This is a genomic window from Chryseobacterium carnipullorum (assembly GCF_003815695.1).
Classification (GTDB): domain Bacteria; phylum Bacteroidota; class Bacteroidia; order Flavobacteriales; family Weeksellaceae; genus Chryseobacterium; species Chryseobacterium carnipullorum.
Genome location: NZ_CP033920.1, coordinates 3,085,649 through 3,106,954 on the forward strand (window position 1 = coordinate 3,085,649; position 21,306 = coordinate 3,106,954).

Here is a 21,306-nt window from a genome sequence, read left to right on the forward strand (position 1 = left end):
TAACAAAAAGTTTTCATGGTTATTAGTTTTTTTGTCCCCCGGTTATTTTATGGACAATATCATTGATGTACACTTCTATATTGTCGTAGTCCTTCTCTAAATCTCTTCCGTTGGCGTTGGAGAGTTTTGGGTTCAAACTGTGTTTGATTTCCCAGTCATCGGGCATCCCGTCGTTATCAGAGTCGGGGAGTGGTTTTCCTTCTTTCAGATTGGGATATCCGCCAACATCCTTTTGAGAGTCGATGATTCCGTTGGTGCTTCCTTTTGAACCCTGGTAGGTGAAACTTCGGTTTTTGACATCTTTTAAGACATGCAGATCCACAGCATCCCTCACCAGACTGGCCCCTGCCAACTGTATAATTTTCTCATAAGCCTCCTGTGCGGAATGTGTTTTTGTATTATTATGAATATCATGTGGCTTACTCATTTTAATAGCGTTTTTGTCCTGATCTGTCAGATGGTAAGAAGATTTCATCTGGCTGAAGACGCCTTCCGTCCAGTTGTCTTTGGTAACTTCAGAACTTCCTTCTGCCACATTTCCGTTGATGTAATATTTCCCCCAGATATTGTAGACTTCAGTTTCCGGTTTTTCATTTTTATCAATCGCAACAATTCTTTTTTTCGTCATCGTTGCAGGGCCTGGTTTGTAATAATTATTAATGATATTCACGTTCATTGCTTCTCCTCCATAGATATTGTTGTGGCCCCAATTATAAATCACATTATTTCTGAAATCTGTAAGATCGGTTAAAGCAAACTTACTTCCTGCGTATTCTCCCAATCTTGGATTTCTGCTGTCATGATGCGCGTACAGATTATGATGAAATGAAGCCTGTTTTCCTCCGGCAATTCCTCCGTATCCGTGCGGTCCTTTCTGATGAACAGAATTTCTTAAACTTTCTGCAATGATACACCATTGAAGCGTCGTATTTTCATTGTTATAAATAGAAACGGTCTCATCGGTAGACCAGCTCATCGAACAATGATCCACGATCAGGTTTTTAATGAATCTTGCGCCAAGGGCGTCGCCTTCAAATTTTTTCTGATCTCCCATTCTGAATCTCATATACCGGATGATCACATTGTCTGCGGCTACAAAAGTTTCATAATTGGCAATCGTAATTCCGTCTCCCGGGGCAGTCTGCCCGGCAATCGTTACGTTGCCTTCATGTATTTTTAACGGGGATTGAAGATAGATGGTCCCTCCTGTTTTAAAGATAATATATCTTGGACCTTTCTGGTTGAGGGCATATCTGAGGGTTCCTTCTGAACCGTCATCCGAAGTTTTTGTTACCAAATAAATCTTTCCGCCGCGTCCACCGGATGTATACCTCCCGAAACCTTCTGCACCGGGGAAACTCAATACGCTCTGAGCTTCAGCGGACACACCTGTACCGCATAAAACGCCTATCGTGAATAGCTTGGTCCATTGTTTTTTCATGATGAAAACCGTTGATATTGAGGTTTATTGCAGCGTTTTTCTAATATTCCAATGGTCGCTTCCTTTGAGAATAGAGTCTGCGGTATATTTTTTTTGTTCTTCCCGTGTTAACTGATGCGACCATGAAACTCTTTTTGATGCATTAGCTCCGGTTCCTTTTGAATTGAATTCTCCATAGAACGTTGTTTTTTCAGCATCCGGTTTGCTCCAGTTGTGCCATCCTTCAGGTCTGATAGTAGCATTCATTTCGCAGTTGATGTAGACTGTTTTGGCGAAAGGTCTCCAGGGTCTTCCCAGATACACTGAGTTTTGGGTAGCATTTCCAATAATTTTAGAATGAATAAAAACAAATCCGAAAGCCTGGCCCTGTGGAGTAGAAGCGGCGGTCACATAAGATGCACCTTCTTTGGAATAAACAGTGCAGTTTTCAAAAACAGCTGTTCCCGCTCCGAAAATATAGTCTGTAGTTCCTTCGATATAGCAGTCTTTAAAATAATTTCTTGAAGGTTTGCTTTTGTCTGCAAGATCCTGTGCTCCTTTCAGATATAAAGTGTCCTGATTTCCCAGAAACCTGCAATTGTCAAAAACGATTCTGTCACCGGTGGTCAGAACAGCAACAGCTTGTCCTATCTTTCCTGAACTGTTTTCAAATGTGATATTTTTTGCAGTAAAATCGTTTGAATAGATAAAAATAGTGGAAGAACCTGTGGTTCCGATCTCTTTTCCTTCCTGATTCTTTTTGGAAGCAAAATCATCGTACGTGATGACCGTATTTTCAGGATTTTCTCCTTCCATAAAAATGGCTCCCCTGGTTTCAGGAATGGTGATTTTTTCTTTGTAAACTCCGGCTTTAATAATGATTTTTGTTTCTGAAGCAGAACCATTTTCGACAGCATCGATAGCCTGTTGTACTGTTGTAAAATTGCCTTTTCCGTCTTTCGAAACCACGATGGTTTTATCGCCGGTTTTGAAAGAAAGAAGACCGATCAGCACGATCGAAAAAACGGTCAACACTTTAAAATCTTTAAGAAGAGCGGAAATTCTCATTGAATGGTTTTGTTTAAAATACAGACTTCTCTGTGAAGAGAAAGTCTGTATCTACTTAATATGAATGTGAAACTATTTGTCTAATAACCGTAATCCTGGGTAAGATTGTAATTTGAATTGATGACATCCAGGGCGATCGGGAGAAGTTCTTTTTTGTTAGGCTCGAAATAGTGCGCATAACTTTTTATAGGATCTCCACTGATGTAAGGTTGTGTCATAGCCAGTCTCCAGTTCACTTTGGTGTATCCTGTAGGAGTTGCAACACTTTGATTCGGACTGTAGAACACATCTGCTTTCGCGATTCCGTTCACATAAAGATCCATGTCCAGTACATTTTGCTGAGCCGTCTTCGTTGGAACATAATTCACCACGGTAGAGGCGGGCTTTTTATAGAAAATGTATTCAGGAACATTGGCATAGGCTCCCGTTCCGTTCATGAAAGCAACAAGTTTCTGCCTGGTTTCATTGATTTTTGTTTCCAATAGGTTCCAGCGGATCAGATCATATTTTCTTAATCCTTCTCCTCCGAATTCCAATAATCTTTCTTTCACAATGAAGTTAAAGAAGTCATTCTTACCCGTTGGTATCGTTCCAACCTGTCCTGAATTTCCGGCAAATGCTCTCTGCTTTACAGAAAGTACGGCACTCACCGCTTCTGGTGAAGCCCCATTGTGTAATTCGTTGTCAGCTTCGGCAAACATCAGTAAAACATCAGCATACCTTAACAGTGGCCAGTCAATCCCTAAATTTTGTGATGTTCCGGTAATGTTGGTCCATGATTTTCTGAATTTAGCATCATTCCAGTTGATAGAAGTCTGAAGATCTTCCTGCTTGGTTGTGCTTACTCTGAAGATGGCAATGTTCACATCCCTTCTCAGGTCAAATTTGCTGAATTCATAGAAATACGTTGGAATAGCACTGATCCCTCCTGCTGATTTCCAGTCTGTATCATCATGTCTTAATCCGTTGTAGTATCCGATCTTGGAATCTGTTCTTGAGTTTCCTCCGAAAGCGCCTACTGCAAAGATCACTTCATTCGTTGCATCCTGAGAATTGGTGTGTAATGATCTGAAAAGACCTTCATAACTAGGATTAAGTTTATGTTCTCCGGAATTGATAATATCTTTGCATTCGTCGTAGGCGATCTGATAATACTTTTGAGGATTGGAACCCTGTACCATCGCTTGCGGGCTTCTGCGTAGAGAATATCCGGCTCTTGCCAGTGCAATTCTTGCTCTCAAACCTTTAACTGCGGCCTTAGAGATTCTTTGGGCAGTGGTTCCCGCTTCAGATTTCCATGGAACCAATGTTGCGGCTTTAGCAAGGTCATCTAAGATTTTATCATAAATAACATCACGGTCTGTTTTAGGTAAATATACTGTGGCAAGGTCTGCTGAAGGAACCTCCTGAAAGGGAATATCACCCCAGTTTTTGATCAGATCATAATAAAACAGAGCCCTTAAAGTAAGTGCTTCGCCCAGGTATCTGTCCATCAGCTTTTTGTCTGCTGCGGATCCCGTCTGATACACAGGTGAGATGGGGATATTTTTAATAACAAGATTCGCTCTTTCGATTCCTGCATACGTATCTAAGAAAGGTCTTAACAGTTCAGTGTTGGTAGGAACTGCTCCAAAACAGCTGATTCCTCTTCGGTCATTGGCATTGTAATCTCCCGATGTCCTGAAATCGTCACCGGACTGGCTAAGAATAAGGTTCATTCTCTGCCCATAGGTATTGTCGCCCATGGCGCTGTTATAAACTCCAACCAACGCTGCAAAAGTATCTGAGGCAGAGTCGAATTGTTGTTTTTCTGCTGTATTGGATAAGTTTTCTACTTCTAAATAGTCGCTGCATGAATAAACAGAAGCCATACCGACAATAGAAAAGAAAATGGCTAAGAATTTATTTTTGTTCATAGGGTTGGTTTTAGAAAGTGATATCAATTCCTGATAAAATAAATCTGCTTCGCGGATAAGCAGAATAATCTACTCCAGGCGTAAGAGGGTTTCTTCTGGTATTAGCCTCAGGATCAAATCCTGAATATCCTGTAATGGTAAATAAATTGTTTACCGTAGCATACAGTCTCAGGTTTTTAACACCAATAGCTTCCAGAGAACCTTTTGGCAAACTGAATCCAACGGTAACGTTGTTCAGTCTCAAAAAAGATCCGTCTTCAATGGCGTAGGAATGCAGGAAATAGGCTCCTGCAGGCGGAGTCCACATTGTTGTATTGGCATTAAGAGCTGCAAGAGCAGTAGGGTCTGTCACCTTTATTCCCGCATCATCAAACCATCTCCATCGGTCGGCAACTTCTGCCAGCATATTATTGTCTTTGTAAAGATATTGTGTACTGTATTCTATCTTATTGGCATTGTAGACCTTATTTCCGATTGAGAAGTTGAAAAGCAAACTCATATCCCAGTTTTTATATCTGAAAGTCTGAGTGAACCCCCCATAGAATTTGGGTTGTGCACTTCCTAAGTCAGTCATATCTTTACTGTCAATCACCCCGTCACCGTTAATGTCTTTCAGCTTAAGATCTCCCGGCTGGATTGGTTTTGCTCCATTGGCTACGGCTGCTGAACTGGCTACACCTGCCTTTAGAGAATACGCCTGAGTTGCTGCATCGTAATTGAACTCACTCACTTCATATCTTCCGGCAGTCACATATCCCCAGTAAGTACCTACCGGCTTGCCTACCTGTACTAAGAAATCAAACAGGTTGTTTTGCCATCCGGAAGGGTAGTAGTAATAATTGGCACTTGCGGATGCATTATTTCCTAAGCTTTTAATTGTATTTCTGTTAGAAGAAATATTGGCATCGATCTTCCATGAAAAATTTTCTTTGTTGATAATCGCACCACCCATGGATAATTCGATCCCTTTATTTTCACTGCTTCCGGAGTTTTGATATTGATATTCATAGCCGGAAGTTTGAGGAATTTTAGCCAATAACAAAAGATCTTTTGTATCGGTTTTATACACATCAAGCGTACCGTATAGTCTGCCTTTAAATAAACCGAAGTCTAAACCTGCATTATAAGAACTGGCGGTTTCCCATTTTACATTCGGGTTGGCCATGATATTCCCGGTGGTAGCCCCTGGAGTAACGCTGGTTCCGAAAGCATACCCGTAATCTGATGAAGAGGTAAAGAATGTATCATATAAGAAGGCTCCGATTCTGTTGTTTCCGGATTTTCCGAATCCTAAACGGAGTTTTAATTCGTTAATTGAATTGTTTTCTTTTAAGAAATTTTCTTCTTTAATTTTCCATGCCAATGAAGCTGCCGGAAAATATCCCCATTGATTCGAGCCTGGTTTGAAAACACTTGAGCCGTCCGCTCTCATGGATACCGTTGCAATATATTTGTTTTTGTAGATGTAGTTTGCTCTTCCAAAAAATGAAGCAAGGCGGTCTATATCTCCCATTGTTTTAGGCGCATCCTGAACCATTCCTGATGGAGGGGAAGCCAGTTGTACATTGGCAAATGCTTCCTGGGCTGAAGAAGATTTTGGGAACCATTTGATATTGATAGACATCGATTCACCATCCGTTCTTACCGTTTCCTGACCCGCTAACAAATCAAGTTTATGATTTCCAAAGGTTTTTCTGTAGTTCAGGGTATTGGTATTGGTGACTCTTCTGGATTGCGTATTACTTAAAAATACAACAGGCTGGTCATTATTTTGTCTTGCCAGCGTAGTCACAGGACCAGAAAACTGATTAACGAGCTGATCTCTCTGTACATATCCGATCACACTACGGAAAGTAAAGTCTTTGCTTAGTTTATAATCAATAGTTGCGTTAAGCAATAAATCATTTCTCCCGCTTTCTTTAACTTCATCATTGGCTAGTAGAACAGGATTTACAAGATTGGTCTGATCAGCAAATAAAGGGTCAAACTCATCCACATCTACAGATGACCCGCCTTCAAAAGGCTGATATCGTATGGCGTTTCTTAATCTGTTCGTACTCTGTGAACCGGAAGCAGAAGTTCCTGCTCCATAAATCATCTGTCTGCTGTATCGTGCATTAAGACCAATGCTTAACTTCTTCGAAACATCATAATCATATTTGAAGTTCGCCATACTACGCTTAAAGGCAGAACCAATCATCACCCCGTCTTCCTGAACATTATTCAATGTCAATGCGAAGGCAGAGTTTTCAGATCCCCCTGATATAGAAACGTTATGGGTAAAGTTGAATGCTTCTCTCCCAAAGACCTTATCCTGCCAGTCCGTCTTTTTCATGGACTTATATTTACCCAGCTGATCGAAGGTTCCATAGCGTGTATTAAATGTAGTAATATCAGCTTCTAAGCCATTTTTATAATATTGCTCGTACTGGTAAAGGACGTACTGATAAGGATCGAGAACATCAATTTTATTCTGAATTTTTCTTACCCCTACAAATCCGTTATAATTGATGGTAGTCTTTGCTTTTTTACGACCTCCTTTTGTTGTAATCAATACCACTCCGTTCGCTCCTCTGGAACCGAAAATCGAGGTGGATGAGGCGTCTTTCAGGACTTCTATTGATTCTATTTCCTTTGGAGATAAAATACTCAGCGCATTGTCCATCTGAATACCGTCTACGATATAGAGCGGTGCGTTGCTTTGCGTAATGGAGTTTCCTCCACGGACTACAATATCCACATCAGCTCCGGAGATCCCTCACTGAGTGATACCTGTACTCCTGCAAGTCTTCCCTGAATTGCTTCTGCCGCATTCGTGGAAGGCATATCTTTAAGAGCTTCGCCTTTCACTGAAGAAACAGCGTTTGTAACGTCTTTCTTAGAAACTTTTGTATATCCTACCAAAACCACATCGTCCAGTTTGGTTTCCTTATCTTTTTCTTGAGCCATGGCAAGGACAGGAAGTAGAAAGACAGTTAAATATAACCACTTTATTGATTGTACTTTTTTATCCATTTTGTATCCTTATAGTTTTAATTCCTGGTTGAAAGTTTTTTTTCAATCGTTTTTTGTTTTTGGATTATGAAGTATTCTGCTTATTCTAGTGGTAGATCTTGTTAAAAAATTTTACGCCTGTATTGCGCAATCGATTGCGTAAATTTTCATATTCTTTTATTCTGGCTCCTAAACTAATATTATTTTCCAATATGCAAAGAAAAAAATATTATTTTTTCATTAATTTGACTGTTTAATTCATTCATTTTGATAAAATATGGGTTAGTTATACTTGTATAAACTATTGTTTATCAGTATTTTGGTGATGTTGCATGTCTTCTGTTAATTCTTTTGATTTTTTATATTTTTTTTACTGTTTAACATTTTAAAACTTAAAAACTGCTTAAAATTTAGCCTGATTGATGCCCCAAAAATCTCCAAAATTCGTCCTTAAGAAGAAAATTTTCACTCATTTCCTGATTTTTGTCATCTTTTACAGCTGAAATTGGAGACTGTATTTTATAGTTGATAACGTTTAGTCTTATTATATAGAGTATATAGATGAATTTTTCATTATTTATACTGATTTAGTATTTTGAATTGTACTGTTTTATTTGGCATGATTTTATATTTGACCTTATGTTGAGCATTAATTTTGGTTAATATAAATCTCATATTTTCTTCAAAAATTCTCTGTTTTTCTTTTATGATATCATTTTATTTAATTGTAAATCAATAATTTATAAATTAAAATTAATTTTTTGTGAACTAATTAAAGAATAATTATATATTTATCCCACAAGTATTTCTGCTCAATTTTAGTGTAATTTATGCAATCGATTACGCAATGTTTAACAGGTTTGATAAAACCGCAAAGTGAAAAGGATAAAAATCAAGTAGTATGACACAATCAGAATTTCGTTACGCCCACCATCCTGAAGATGTGAAAAAATATTCAACAGAAGACCTCAGGAGGGAGTTTCTAATCGATGATTTATTTAATGAAGATAAAATAAAACTGGTCTATTCTATGTATGACAGGCTTATTGTAGGAGGGGTAATGCCCGTATCAACAGCCTTGAAACTGGAACCCACAGACGATCTGAAAGCAGGACATTTTCTTGACAGGAGAGAGCTGGGAATCATCAACGTGGGAGGTTCAGGAAAAGTAACAGTGGATGGCGAAGTATATGAGCTCGGAAATAAAGAAGCCCTGTACATTGGAAAAGGAACAAAAGAAGTGGTTTTTGAAAAAGAAGGGGCTGAACAGCCTTACTTTTACATCAATTCAGCTCCCGCACACCATACCTATCCAACAAAAAAGATCACGAAGAATGAAGCTGAAATTGTAGAGCTGGGTGAAGAAAAATATGCTAACAAACGTACCATCAATAAACTGATTGTTAACAGTGTTCTTGAAACCTGTCAGCTTCAAATGGGAATGACAGAACTTCAACCCGGAAGTGTCTGGAATACCATGCCTGCGCATGTTCATGCCAGAAGAATGGAAGCCTATTTCTATTTTGATCTTGAAGAAGGGCAGACGATAAACCACCTGATGGGGCAGCCTCATGAAACACGTCATGTTTTTATGAAAAATCATGAAGCGGTGTTGTCTCCGGAATGGTCTATTCATTCAGGAGTGGGAACTTCCAACTATACTTTTATCTGGGGTATGGCCGGAGAAAATATGGACTACGGTGATATGGACGGGATCAAAACTAACGAACTAAAGTAATTTTTCTAATGAATTTATTTGATTTATCCGGTAAAGTAGCGGTCGTTACGGGCGGTACTCACGGATTGGGAATGGCAATGGCTGAAGGTCTTGCTGCGGCAGGTGCTGAACTGGCTATTACGAGTACAACACCATCAAAATTAGAGGATGCCTTAGCGTATTATCACGAAAAGGGATACAAAGCAACAGGTTATCTTTTTGACGTTACAGACGAACTGGAAGCCGCTCAGAAAGTAGCTCTCATGGAGGCTACCCACGGAAAAATAGACATCCTTGTCAATAACGCAGGAATCATCAAACGTGTTCCGGCAATTGAGATGGAAGTGGAAGACTTTAGAAAAGTAATCGATGTAGATCTTACAGGACCTTTTATCATGTCGAAGTTAATCGGCAAACACATGATCAAAAGAAAATCCGGAAAGATCATCAACATCTGCTCGATGATGAGTGAGCTGGGCCGTGATAATGTAGTAGCATACGCTTCTGCAAAAGGCGGACTTAAAATGCTCACCAAAAATCTGGCGACGGAATGGGCAAAACACAATATTCAGGTGAACGGTATCGGTCCCGGATATTTTGCGACTTCTCAGACAGAACCTATCAGAGTGGATGGACATCCTTTCAATGATTTTATCATCAGCAGAACTCCGGAAGGAAGATGGGGCAATCCCGAAGATCTTGCAGGAACGGCTATTTTCTTAGCCTCTGACGCAAGCAGATTCATCAACGGACAGATTATTTACGTAGATGGAGGAATTTTGGCCACCATCGGGAAACCTGCTCATGAGTAACAACAGAATTAGACTAGAATGAAACCTTTTATTACAGATAACTTTTTACTACACAATAAACAAGCTGAAGAACTGTACTTCAGATTCGCAGAAAAACAACCGATCATTGATTATCATAATCATTTGATTCCTAAAGATATTGCAGAAGACACGGTTTTTGAAAATATCTCAAAAGTATGGATTGCAGGCGACCATTACAAATGGAGAGCGATGCGTACCCTGGGTGTCAGCGAAAAATTCATTACCGGAGATTCTTCAGATAAAGAAAAATTTGAAGCCTGGGCGAAAACAGTCCCGTATACCTTGAGAAACCCATTGTATCACTGGACGCATTTAGAATTAAAAAGATATTTCGGAATTGATGAATTGCTGAATGCAGACAATGCATCGGAAATTTACGAGAACATCACCGCTCAGCTTCAGACGCCTGAAAAATCAACAAGAGGATTATTAAAAATGATGAACGTAGAATCTCTCTGTACCACGGAAGATCCTACCGATCTGTTGAATTATCATCGGGATTTGGCGAAAAGCGACTTCAGTATCAAAGTAAGCACAGCTTTCCGTCCGGATAAGGCAATTTTGATTGAAAATCACAATTTTGCAGATTATATTTCAAAATTAGGCGAGTCCGCTGGTATTGAGATTAATTCTTATCAGACTTTATGTGATGCGTTGCTTAAAAGAATTGAATATTTCCACGAAAACGGATGCAGGCTTTGCGACCACGGACTGAATAATATTTCTTTCGAAGAAGCAACTGATGCTGAAGTAAACACCGTTTTCAATGATAAATTATCAGGAAAAGTGATTGCTGAAAAGCAGGTTAATCAGTTCAAAACTGCCATTTTATTATTCTTAGGCGAAACCTATCACAAATTCGGCTGGGTTCAGCAATTCCACCTGGGAGCACTGAGAAATAATAATGAAAGAATGCACCGGATCCTCGGTCCGGATACAGGTTGGGATTCCATTGGTGACTTCGTTCAGGCTGAAACCCTGTCCAGATTGTTAAATACATTAGACGGAAAAAACCAATTAACAAAGACCATTTTATATAACTTAAATCCTGCCGATAACGAGATTTTTGCGACCATGATCGGGAATTTCAACGACGGCAGCATCAAAGGAAAAGTACAGTTCGGGTCCGGATGGTGGTTCCTGGATCAGAAAGACGGAATGATCAAACAAATGAACGCCCTTTCCAATATGGGACTGATCAGTTGTTTTGTAGGAATGCTGACGGATTCAAGAAGTTTCCTTTCGTACCCGAGACATGAGTATTTCAGAAGAGTACTGTGTAACCTGTTTGGAGAAGAAATGAAAAACGGTGAATTACCTGACGATATCGACCTGATTGGAAAAACAATCTCTGATATCTGCTATCACAATGCTAAACATTATTTTGATTTTTAAATAAACAGGATGGGCAATACAATAGTCACATTCGGTGAAGTCATCATGAGGCTTTCACCTCCGGGAAACAGAGTCATGAAACAAAGCCACGAAATGGAATTCTTCTTCGGCGGAACGGAACTTAATGTTGCTTCTTCATTAGCTACCATGGGCTGTAACGTAAGACATATTAGCAGTGTTTCCGATGACTTCGTAGGTGAATCGGCTGTTTCTTTCATTAAAAGTTTTGGAATCGATACCCGTTTCATCACCAAAAACGAACATCCTTTAGGTTTATATTTCCTTGAAGCAGGTTCATCAGTCCGGGCAAGCAGAATCGCTTACAACAGATTAAACGGCTCTTTTGCCAACATTCAATCGGACCAGATAGACTGGAAAAAAGCGCTCGACGGCTGTAAATATTTTCACTGGACAGGTATAAGCCCAGGAATTTCCGAAGCAGCATACGAGAGGTTGAAAGAAGGCTTGAAAACAGCTCAGGAAATGGGAATTCATATCACGACAGATCCCTCATACCGTTCCAATCTGTGGAAATACGGAAAAAATGGAAGTGACATTTTAAAAGAGCTGGTTTCCTACTCAACGCTGTTTATTGGCGGGGTGAATGAGATCAACGAAATTTTAGGAACTCAGTTTTCATCAGATCAACAAGGTTTCATTGAAGCCTGTCAGGAATTAAAACATCAAATACCTTCCATCCATAAGGTGTTCGATAAAATCAGAATCGGGATCAATGCAAGTTCTCAGCAAACACAAGGAAGAGCTTTGGTTCAGGACCAGTATTTTGAGACTGAGCTTCTGGAAGTAAATCCCGTGATCGACAGAATTGGTACCGGTGATGCTTTTGCCGCAGGTTTGATTTATGGTTTAATGAATTTCGATGACGAAAAAGCACTGAAATTCGCCAACGCAGCCTGCGCGATCAAGCATACAATTCCCGGAGACATCAACTACTGCAGTGCAGAAGACATTTTGGAAGTGATGAACGGAAGTTCAGGAGGAAGAATAAAAAGATAATTATGGCAAGATTTACCCGAATAGAAGTGGCATTAAAAGTAAAAGAAACAGGGATTGTTCCTGTATTTTACCACGCTGATGCAGAGATTGGCAAGAATATTTTAAAGGCTTGCTATGACGGCGGTGCCCGTGTTTTTGAATTTACGAACAGAGGCGATTTTGCGCACGAAGTTTTTGCAGAGCTGGTGAAATATTCAGCACAAGAACTTCCTGAAATGATCCTGGGAGTAGGTTCTGTAGTGGATGCAGGAACAGCTTCTTTATATATTCAGAATGGAACCAATTTCATCGTTGCTCCGGTATTAAATCCTGAAGTGGCGAAAGTTTGCAACAGAAGAAAAATCTCATGGATGCCTGGTTGCGGTTCGGTTTCTGAAATTTCTTACGCAGAAGAGTTGGGTGCTGAAGTTGTGAAGATTTTCCCCGCTTCTCAGGTTGGCGGACCGGAATTCATCAAAGCTGTAAAAGGTCCGATGCCCTGGTCCAATATCATGCCTACAGGTGGAGTATTGCCAACAAAAGAAAATCTCTCCCAATGGATTTCGGCAGGAGCCTACTGTGTAGGATTGGGGTCGCAGTTGTTTGTGAAAAATGAAAACGGGGAATATGATTACGAAAAAATTACAGAGACTGTAGCTAATTCAATTCAAATTATTAAAGAATTAAGATTATCAGTTTAAAATAAAACGTATTAAACCACTAAGATCTTTGAATGAGTCAAGAGGTATCAAGAAAATCAATTGGATTTCTAAAGCAAAGGTAACCCGACTATTCTTAACAACTTAACGTTTCAGAAATGGTTTAGTTTTAAATAAAAACGATTTTCACAATTAATAAGTCCTTGCTGAAAACAGCATGGAAAGGAGCGTTTTTGCTCTCATTTGTTTCAAGAATCAATAAAAATCAATACTATTAAAGATTGATATGAAAAAAGAAATATCCCCGAAACCGAGTACATTCAGATGGACGATATGCTTTCTGCTGTTCATTGCAACGACGATCAATTATATGGATCGACAGGTTTTGTCCCTGACATGGAAAGATTTCATTGCGCCGGAATTCCACTGGAACAATAATGATTACGGAAATATCACCGCATTATTTTCTATATTCTATGCGGTAAGTATGCTTTTCGCAGGGAAATTTGTCGATTGGATGGACACCAAAAAAGGTTTCCTTTGGGCTATTGCTATCTGGTCGGTTGGGGCCGTATTACACGCCTTATGCGGAATTGCCACCTCTGGCGTTTTAACCGGAAACTGGATGGTAGGTTTTGCAGAGTCTAAAGAAATCATCGGAAGAGTAGATCATGTAGGCGCCATTATCAGCACAAGTGTAACCCTGTTTATCTTTGCCCGTTTCGTACTGGCCGTGGGTGAAGCTGGAAACTTTCCTGCAGCCATCAAAACAACTGCCGAATATTTTCCTAAAAAAGACAGAGCCTTAGCAACGAGTATTTTCAATGCCGGAGCTACTGTAGGCGCTTTGGCAGCACCGATTACCATTCCTTTTATTGCCAGATCAATGGGCTGGGAATGGGCATTTATCATCATCGGAGCCTTAGGGTTTGTATGGATGGGACTTTGGGTATTTTATTACAAAAAACCACACGTACATCATAAGGTCAATGAGCATGAATTAACGTATATTCAGCAAGATCAGGATGATCTGCCCAATACAGATGCAAGTGTTCCCGAAAAGAAATTTTCTTTCAGAGAATGCTTTAGCTACAGACAAACCTGGGCTTTCGCTTTCGGCAAATTCATGACAGACGGAATCTGGTGGTTCTTTTTGTTCTGGACACCCGCCTATTTAAGTTCCGTTTATAAAATGGATTCCACTCAAAGTGCACTGCCTTTGTTTGTCCTTTACATGATCACTTTACTGTCTATTATCGGCGGCTGGCTTCCAAAATATTTCGTTGAAAAAAGAGGAATGAATGCTTATACCGGAAGAATGAAAGCCATGTTGATCTTTGCCTTTTTCCCGTTGCTGGCATTGCTGGCACAGCCTTTAGGTTCCATCACTTACTGGATTCCGGTTCTGATCATCGGAATTGCCGGAGCTGCCCATCAGGCCTGGTCGGCCAATATTTTCTCCACTGTAGGCGATATGTTTCCTAAAAAAGCCATTGCTACCATCACTGGAATCGGCGGTATGGCAGGAGGAATCGGCTCGTTTTTAATCAACAAATCTTCAGGAGTATTATTCGATCATGCGCATAAAGCATGGAGCACCGTTGACGGAATTCCTTTACTGGAAAAATATCCGCAATACGTCAACGAACGCTTACCGGAAGGCTTTTTCGAACAGCTGGAGAAGTCCGGAGCTGTAGTTTCAGACGGAATCGATAAAGGCTATATGATCATTTTTTCAGTGTGTGCCGTTGCTTACCTCATTGCATGGAGCGTCATGAAAGCATTGGTTCCCCAATATAAAGTGATCAGTAAATAAGAATAGATTCTATACTCCCATTGCTGAGTGAAATCGAAGATTCGACGAAATCAAACGTCCTTGTGAAGGTAAAATAGAACAGAAAACTATTTAAAACCTTAGCAAATCTGGTGTTTAAAATAAAAAAGCATATTCAAATTAGAAGAATGGAAAATCAGATAAAACATCAATTAAACCGTAAACAAAACGGTTCTCAGGAAAAACTTCCCATTAAAATCGTACAGTTTGGAGGGGGAAATTTCATGAGAGGATTCACAGATTATGTGATTGATCAATTAAATAAAAAAGCAGGATTTAATGCAGGAATTGTCAATGTTCAGCCTACTCAGGGCGGTTCGGTTCATAAGCTTGAAGAGCAGGATAATTTATACACGCTTTTCTCAAGAGGCATTAAGAAAGGAGAAATCATTGATACCAAACAGGTGATTTCAGCCATTCAGAAATCTGTTAATCCTTATACCCATTATGATGAATTCCTGGCGTTGGCAAAAGAAGAGGAACTGGAATTTATCTTCTCCAATACAACAGAAACCGGGATTGCTTACGATGAATCAGAAAATAATTGTGCTGGTCCGCACAGAAACTTTCCCGCAAAAGTTGCCGTTTTACTCCATGAAAGATTTAAGCATTTCAAGGGAGCAGAAGATAAGGGCTTGAGAATTATTCCTTGTGAACTGATCGAAGATAATGCGTTGGCTTTAAAAGAAATCATTTTAAAATATGCAAAGCTTTGGAATCTGGAAGAGGGTTTTGTACAATGGATAGAACAGAACAATTACTTTCACAATACGTTGGTAGACAGAATTGTTCCTGGGTATCCGAAAGATGATGCAGAAACCTACGAAGACCAACTGGATTACGAAGACCGGATGATGGTTGTTTCTGAAGTTTTCCTGCTTTGGGTAATTCAGGAGGCCGGAAATTTAAAAGCAAGAATTCCATTTGATCAGATCAATGAACAGATTTTAGTAGTGGATGACATTCAGCCTTACCGATTGAGAAAAGTGAGAATTCTGAACGGAGGTCACACATTGATGCTGGCTCCGGCTATTTTATCAGGAAAAGAAACCGTCAAAGAATCTGTTGATGACCCGTTTATCGGTCAGTTTTTAAGGGATACGATTTTCAATGAGGTCAATCCTACATTAGGTTTAGATGAAAACGAATTAAAAGATTTTGCAGATGAAGTTTTCGACCGGTTCAGAAATCCTTTTATCAAACATTATCAGGCAAGTATTGCTTTATATTTTGTTTCTAAATTTAAAGTAAGAATTCTTCCAAGTTTGCTTGGGTATGTTGATATTAATCAAAAACTCCCGCTTAATTTAACCTTCTCATTGGCAAGTTTAATCAGATTCTATAAGGGAAGTTTGGGTGAAAAACCGTTACCCTTAAATGATGAAGAATCCGTTGTCAACAGATTCAGAGAGATCTGGGAAAACGAAGATCATGAGCAAGTGGCAGCATTGGCTTTACGCGAAACTGCTTTCTGGGACACCGCCCTTACTCAGGTCGATGGTTTGACATCTGCAGTGGCAAAAGCACTGTGGGAAATTGATCACCATGATATGGAAACAGCCTATCAAAATTTTATCCAATTCAATTCTTAAGAAATCATGCAAAAGAAAGTACTGAAAGTAAATCCCAAAGATAATGTAGCAGTAGCATTGGTAGATCTGATGCAAGGGGAAACGGTTACTTTAGGTGATCTTACTTATGATATTATAAAAGACACGAAGGCAAAACATAAATTCGTGACTGAAGACCTTTCTGTTGGTGATTCCATCATCATGTACGGCGTTTTAGTTGGAAAAGCAAGTCAGCCGATCCAAAAAGGAGAGGTGATCACCACAGAAAATGTTAAGCACCAAAGTGCAAAAGTAGAAGGAAAAACAGAAACAACTTCCTGGACCGCTCCGAATGTGGACCAATGGAAAGACAAAACGTTCATGGGATATCACCGTGAGGACGGACAGGTGGGAACAGAAAATGTCTGGCTCTTTTTTCCTTTGGTTTTTTGTGAAAACAGAAATGTTGAGATTTTAAAAGATGTTTTTGAAAAAGAACTGCTCTTTGAAAAAGTAACAAAACATCAGCTATTATTAAGATCACTCATCAATAATTCTGAAACAGAAACAGTTGTTGAAGAAGATCAGAATTCCCGGGTTTTTAAAAATATTGATGTAAAATTTATTACCCATCAGGGCGGTTGTGGCGGAATTCGTCAGGATGCAGAAGCATTGGGCAGATTGTTGGCAGGATATGTTAATAATCCGAATGTAGCTGGTGCAACGGTTTTGAGCTTGGGTTGTCAGAATTTGCAGGTTCAGATTTTTACAGATGCGTTAGAAAAAATCAGTCCAAACAATAAAAAGCCCATCATCGTTTACGAGCAGCAAAAGTCCGGGACAGTAGATGAAATGCTGAACGGAATTATCAAAGATTCTTACGAAGCCATTAAAAAGGCTAATGAAATAGAAAGAAAACCCGCTTCCGTTTCAAAACTGGTGTTAGGATTGGAGTGTGGCGGTTCAGACGGTTTTTCAGGAATTTCTGCCAATCCGGTTCTAGGGCAATTGTCAGATTTGATGGCTGGAATCGGAGGAGCAACCATTCTCTCAGAATTTCCGGAATTATGTGGAGTAGAGCAGGAACTGGTCAATCGTTGTGTGAATGAAGCTGATGCCGAAAGATTTTTACAGCTCATGAAAGATTTTGAAAAATCAGTGGTGGCAGCGGGCTCAGGCTTTGATATGAATCCGTCACCGGGGAATATTAAAGACGGACTGATCACCGATGCGATGAAATCTGCCGGAGCAGCTAAAAAAGGAGGTTCGTCACCCATTAATGACGTTCTTGATTTTACAGAATACATCAAAGAACCAGGTTTGAATCTCCTGTGTACGCCCGGAAATGACGTAGAATGTACAACAGCTTTGGTGGGTTCAGGTTCCAACATCGTTTTATTCACGACAGGTTTGGGAACGCCAACCGGAAACCCGGTAGTTCCGGTGGTGAAGATATCATCCAATACCATTCTGGCAGAAAGAATGCCCGATATCATCGATTTCAATACAGGTGACGTTATTACCGGAGAAAAAACAATTGATGAAAAAGCGGAAGAACTGTTAGAGTTTATTATCGAAGTGGCCAGCGGAAAAATAAAAACAAAAGCGGCCATTTTAAATCAGAATGATTTTATTCCCTGGAGACGGGGCGTATCTTTATAATTTCTATTAAATAATTAGGGTTGAAAATGCTTTCTACGTTGGTAGGAGGCATTTTCTTTTGTGACGGTTAAAAAAAACAATATAAAATGAAAAAGTTAAAGGTTTATAACAAACGACTTTAAATTATTTTGTTTTATGAATTCCGACCAGATTTTCTGCAAACGATCTTCATTGTCTTTTGTGTAAGTCTCAATGGTATGCTTATTTTGAATTATACATAATGTCCAATGGGTTGATAATTGATGCTCTATTAAAAAATACACCATAATGATCTTCTAAATCATTCAACAAGTTTATGAAATACCTGTAAAAATCATTTTTAATAATTTCTTCTTTGAAAAAATCTGTAATTAAAAGACAAATAAATTAAAAAAAATTTTCTCGTAGAAATATTTTTGTTACTCCTTCATCATCAATAAATATAAAATGACTTTCTTTAATCGGATCCATTATTTTCTTTTTGAAGATTTCCTGATATAAAGCTGCGGTGCTAACACCACTTTTTTCTCAATAGAAACCCCGGAACCATTTTCTTTTACACTTTCAATAAAAACCCGTCCCGCCATATTTCCCATGATCACGGGAGTCTGATCTACAGAACTGATCGGAAGTTCCATGAATTGGGTGAAAGGCTCATTTGAAAAACCAATCACAGCCACTTCCTGCGGAATTTTTACCCCGCGTTTTTTCAGTTCCTGGCAGGCTCCAAGAGCGGCAAAGTCACTCGCAGAAAAGATCGCATCCGGAACTGATTTTTTATCCCAGAGTTTTTTGATCGCTTCAATTCCGGATTCAATGGAACTGCCTGTAAAGGTTATGTTTTCCTCTTTTACCTGAAAATTGTGATCCACTAAAGCTTGCTTGTATCCGTTAAGACGATTCTGATAGATCTCAAGATTAAGATCACCCGCAAAATGACAGATGTTTTTATAGCCTTCTTTGATCAGATGCTCTGTTGCCATATACCCGGCACGGTAGTCATCGATCGTTACCGTACTGATTCCCGGAATGTCCTTTTTACGGTCAAAAAAGATAATCGGTGTATTGCTTGTCTCTAAAATGTTTTTAATGTGTTCTGTATCAACAGTCGTTTTGGAAACCGACATGAAAATCCCGTCTACCTGAGCATTCAGCAATGTACTCAGCTGTCTTTTTTCAATAGTGACATCTTCATGACTCTGGCAAATGATGACATGATAACCATGAGGTGACAGTTCTTCCTCAATACCACGGATCACCGATGAAAAGAAATTGGTATTGATATAGGGAACGATAATGCCTACGTTTTTTGTTTCCCCGCTTTTCAAGGCTTTAGCCAGATTATTTTGCTTATAGTTCATTTCCTTGGCCGTTTTCCGGACCAGATCTTTTGTGGCTTCGCTTATTCTTGGGTTGTCATTCAATGCCCGGGAAACAGTAGCTACACTTACATTGAGCTTCTTTGAAATGTCGTATATCGTGGCATTTTTTTTATTCATACGTCGTTTATAAACTGTTTTTTGATAAGACGTAAATTTAATCAAATTAAAGGGATCCCACGACTTTTATGGTAGAAAATCAATCATCATTGCTGCGTATATGTTCACTGAGAATATTTTTTTTAAAATTAATCATCTCATCACTTAAAAAATATGAGTTTGCTTTTATATCCGGAATGATTTTGTGAGATAACGTTCGTAAGGCTGAACCTTTGAGCAAAATAAATTTGGTCTTCTGAACAAAATAATAATATCTTTTATCACCTAAATTTATTTTCGGAATGAAAATCCGGAATCAGGGAAGAAATAATAACTGCTATAGTAGAAAATAATATTCAGGTTAATTAAATATAAAAGATGAAAATAATCAAAACGGAAATAACAGCTAAAAATGTCCTGTCATTTTACCTTGAAAATCAAAGAAAATCAGAAGTAATAGATCCTAAAACCCTGATGAAATAATGAAAAGGATTTTGAAAATTCTAAAATGGACATTGGTTTTCATTTTATGTCTGGGAGTTGTGTTGACCGCCATTACCTATTTCTATATGAGGCAGGAAAAGTTTGGGGCATTACCTGAAGGAAAAAGGCTGGAACTGGTGAAAAATTCACCTCATTACAAGGGCGGAAAATTTAGAAATCTGGTAGAAAAACCCATTATTTCCGATGGATACAGCATGTGGAGTGAAGGCTGGAAAACCCTGTTTGAAGAATTTCCGCGCCGGGAACCTGTCGATGTTTTGCCTTCCGTGAAGACCAATTTAAAAACAATTCCTGCTGACAGCAATGTACTCGTCTGGTTCGGGCATTCTTCTTTCTTCCTTCAGGTAGATGGGGTGAAAATATTGGTAGATCCTGTATTCAGTGGAAATGCATCACCCTTGCCTGGTAGTGTTAAAGCCTATAAAGGAAGTGATATTTATACTGCAGATGATATGCCGGAGATAGACTATATGCTTCTTTCCCATGACCATTACGACCATCTGGATTATGAAACTGTAAAAGCGCTGAAAAGTAAAGTGAAATATGTAGTTTGTGGCCTGGGAGCAGGAGCCCATTACGAACGCTGGGGCTATCGTACTCAACAGATTATAGAAAAAGACTGGTACGAAAAGGTAGAGGTAAAAACGGGATTCACCATTTTTACAGAATCAACACACCATGATTCCGGGAGAGGCTTTAAAGGAGCACAGTCATTATGGTTATCATTCTACATTCAGTCACCGTACATGAATATCTATTATAGTGGTGATGGTGGTTACGACAGTCGCTTTCAATCCATCGCTCAAAAATATCCTCAGATAGACTGGGCCGTTATGGAGTGCGGACAGTATAACAAAGCCTGGCAGTCAGTTCATGAGCTGCCTGAAGAAGTAGTACAGGCCACTGTAGAACTGAAGGCGAAAAATATGCTTCCGGTACATCATTCCAAATTTACACTTGGACAGCATCCATGGGATGAACCTCTGATAAAAATAACATCCTTATCTCAATCCAAACCCTACAGGCTGGCCACACCAATGATCGGAGAAAAAGTACTGTTGGACAATACGACACAGATATTTAAACAATGGTGGAACAATGTAAAGTAGAAAAAATATGAAATTTACAGACATCAAATCCTGCTCTATCCGTCCGGAAATTTAACCTGAGCAGTTGATCCCCGAACATTGAAAATTCCCCTCCCGTGGAGGGGTGGCGAAAATTCAAAGAATTTTTGACGGGATGATTCACAAAAAAAAGGCTATCCCAACCTAGGAATAGCCTTTATCTGTACCATCGCG

At 39.3% G+C, this 21,306-nt stretch carries 15 protein-coding genes; 9 read left to right on the forward strand and 6 right to left on the reverse strand.

Annotated elements, in window-relative coordinates; genetic code table 11:
• Nucleotides 1–22 precede the first annotated feature (22 nt).
• From EG346_RS14140 to EG346_RS25365, 5 genes are all read right to left on the reverse strand, one after another.
• Entirely contained in the window at nt 23–1,441 is a 1,419-nt protein-coding gene (locus EG346_RS14140; RefSeq protein WP_123879394.1) for a pectate lyase family protein, read from the reverse strand.
• A 24-nt stretch (nt 1,442–1,465) separates the two neighbouring features.
• Nucleotides 1,466–2,488, reverse strand: coding sequence for a pectinesterase family protein (locus tag EG346_RS14145; RefSeq protein ID WP_123879396.1), 1,023 nt, complete (start codon nt 2,486–2,488; stop codon nt 1,466–1,468).
• A gap of 80 nt (nt 2,489–2,568) precedes the next feature.
• Nucleotides 2,569–4,404, reverse strand: coding sequence for a RagB/SusD family nutrient uptake outer membrane protein (locus EG346_RS14150; protein ID WP_123879398.1), 1,836 nt, complete (start codon nt 4,402–4,404; stop codon nt 2,569–2,571).
• A gap of 10 nt (nt 4,405–4,414) precedes the next feature.
• Complete coding sequence (locus tag EG346_RS14155) at nt 4,415–7,144, reverse strand: SusC/RagA family TonB-linked outer membrane protein (protein ID WP_164466139.1); 2,730 nt, start codon at nt 7,142–7,144, stop codon at nt 4,415–4,417.
• The gene (locus tag EG346_RS25365) at nt 7,132–7,419 is read right to left on the reverse strand and encodes a TonB-dependent receptor plug domain-containing protein (RefSeq protein ID WP_123879402.1); all 288 of its coding nucleotides are present in this window, start codon (nt 7,417–7,419) and stop codon (nt 7,132–7,134) included. Before EG346_RS25365 ends, EG346_RS14155 begins: the two co-directional genes overlap by 13 nt.
• 880 nt (nt 7,420–8,299) lie before the next feature.
• Here EG346_RS25365 and kduI point away from each other — a divergent pair.
• The 8 genes from kduI to EG346_RS14200 all read left to right on the forward strand — a co-directional run bounded on the left by kduI (nt 8,300) and on the right by EG346_RS14200 (nt 18,044).
• Nucleotides 8,300–9,136: a 5-dehydro-4-deoxy-D-glucuronate isomerase gene (gene kduI / locus EG346_RS14165; protein WP_123879404.1), complete on the forward strand. Its 837-nt coding sequence runs from the start codon at nt 8,300–8,302 to the stop codon at nt 9,134–9,136.
• A gap of 8 nt (nt 9,137–9,144) precedes the next feature.
• On the forward strand, nt 9,145–9,927 hold the full coding sequence (locus EG346_RS14170; protein WP_123879406.1) for a gluconate 5-dehydrogenase: 783 nt from the start codon (nt 9,145–9,147) through the stop codon (nt 9,925–9,927).
• A gap of 18 nt (nt 9,928–9,945) precedes the next feature.
• Nucleotides 9,946–11,343 (forward strand): glucuronate isomerase, encoded by a 1,398-nt coding sequence (uxaC, locus tag EG346_RS14175; protein ID WP_123879408.1) that lies wholly within the window; start codon nt 9,946–9,948, stop codon nt 11,341–11,343.
• 9 nt (nt 11,344–11,352) lie between these two features.
• The gene (locus EG346_RS14180; RefSeq protein WP_123879410.1) at nt 11,353–12,360 is read left to right on the forward strand and encodes a sugar kinase; all 1,008 of its coding nucleotides are present in this window, start codon (nt 11,353–11,355) and stop codon (nt 12,358–12,360) included.
• A 2-nt stretch (nt 12,361–12,362) separates the two neighbouring features.
• The gene (locus EG346_RS14185; protein WP_123879412.1) at nt 12,363–13,040 is read left to right on the forward strand and encodes a bifunctional 4-hydroxy-2-oxoglutarate aldolase/2-dehydro-3-deoxy-phosphogluconate aldolase; all 678 of its coding nucleotides are present in this window, start codon (nt 12,363–12,365) and stop codon (nt 13,038–13,040) included.
• A 244-nt stretch (nt 13,041–13,284) separates the two neighbouring features.
• Complete coding sequence (locus EG346_RS14190; protein WP_123879414.1) at nt 13,285–14,814, forward strand: MFS transporter; 1,530 nt, start codon at nt 13,285–13,287, stop codon at nt 14,812–14,814.
• Between the two features lie 146 nt (nt 14,815–14,960).
• Nucleotides 14,961–16,424 carry a tagaturonate reductase gene (locus tag EG346_RS14195; protein WP_123879416.1) on the forward strand — a complete coding sequence of 488 codons (1,464 nt, stop codon included), beginning with the start codon at nt 14,961–14,963 and terminating at the stop codon, nt 16,422–16,424.
• A 6-nt stretch (nt 16,425–16,430) separates the two neighbouring features.
• Complete coding sequence (locus EG346_RS14200) at nt 16,431–18,044, forward strand: UxaA family hydrolase (RefSeq protein ID WP_123879418.1); 1,614 nt, start codon at nt 16,431–16,433, stop codon at nt 18,042–18,044.
• A gap of 449 nt (nt 18,045–18,493) precedes the next feature.
• On the opposite strand, the gene EG346_RS14205 is transcribed toward EG346_RS14200, so the two are convergent.
• Complete coding sequence (locus EG346_RS14205) at nt 18,494–19,522, reverse strand: LacI family DNA-binding transcriptional regulator (protein WP_123879420.1); 1,029 nt, start codon at nt 19,520–19,522, stop codon at nt 18,494–18,496.
• A 461-nt stretch (nt 19,523–19,983) separates the two neighbouring features.
• Here EG346_RS14205 and EG346_RS14210 point away from each other — a divergent pair, with 461 nt between their 5' ends.
• Nucleotides 19,984–21,114 (forward strand): MBL fold metallo-hydrolase, encoded by a 1,131-nt coding sequence (locus EG346_RS14210; protein WP_123879422.1) that lies wholly within the window; start codon nt 19,984–19,986, stop codon nt 21,112–21,114.
• The last annotated feature ends 192 nt before the right edge of the window (nt 21,115–21,306 follow it).

Excerpts from the sequence above, each read along its gene's own strand:
- EG346_RS14210 (WP_123879422.1), top strand. The coding sequence starts at position 19,984 with ATGAAAAGGATTTTGAAAATTCTAAAATGGACATTGGTTTTCATTTTA.
- EG346_RS14185 (WP_123879412.1), top strand. The coding sequence starts at position 12,363 with ATGGCAAGATTTACCCGAATAGAAGTGGCATTAAAAGTAAAAGAAACA.
- EG346_RS14190 (WP_123879414.1), top strand. The coding sequence starts at position 13,285 with ATGAAAAAAGAAATATCCCCGAAACCGAGTACATTCAGATGGACGATA.
- uxaC (WP_123879408.1), top strand. The coding sequence starts at position 9,946 with ATGAAACCTTTTATTACAGATAACTTTTTACTACACAATAAACAAGCT.
- EG346_RS14200 (WP_123879418.1), top strand. The coding sequence starts at position 16,431 with ATGCAAAAGAAAGTACTGAAAGTAAATCCCAAAGATAATGTAGCAGTA.
- EG346_RS25365 (WP_123879402.1), bottom strand. The coding sequence starts at position 7,419 with ATGGATAAAAAAGTACAATCAATAAAGTGGTTATATTTAACTGTCTTT.
- EG346_RS14195 (WP_123879416.1), top strand. The coding sequence starts at position 14,961 with ATGGAAAATCAGATAAAACATCAATTAAACCGTAAACAAAACGGTTCT.
- EG346_RS14170 (WP_123879406.1), top strand. The coding sequence starts at position 9,145 with ATGAATTTATTTGATTTATCCGGTAAAGTAGCGGTCGTTACGGGCGGT.
- EG346_RS14180 (WP_123879410.1), top strand. The coding sequence starts at position 11,353 with ATGGGCAATACAATAGTCACATTCGGTGAAGTCATCATGAGGCTTTCA.
- EG346_RS14205 (WP_123879420.1), bottom strand. The coding sequence starts at position 19,522 with ATGAATAAAAAAAATGCCACGATATACGACATTTCAAAGAAGCTCAAT.
- EG346_RS14145 (WP_123879396.1), bottom strand. The coding sequence starts at position 2,488 with ATGAGAATTTCCGCTCTTCTTAAAGATTTTAAAGTGTTGACCGTTTTT.
- EG346_RS14140 (WP_123879394.1), bottom strand. The coding sequence starts at position 1,441 with ATGAAAAAACAATGGACCAAGCTATTCACGATAGGCGTTTTATGCGGT.
- kduI (WP_123879404.1), top strand. The coding sequence starts at position 8,300 with ATGACACAATCAGAATTTCGTTACGCCCACCATCCTGAAGATGTGAAA.
- EG346_RS14150 (WP_123879398.1), bottom strand. The coding sequence starts at position 4,404 with ATGAACAAAAATAAATTCTTAGCCATTTTCTTTTCTATTGTCGGTATG.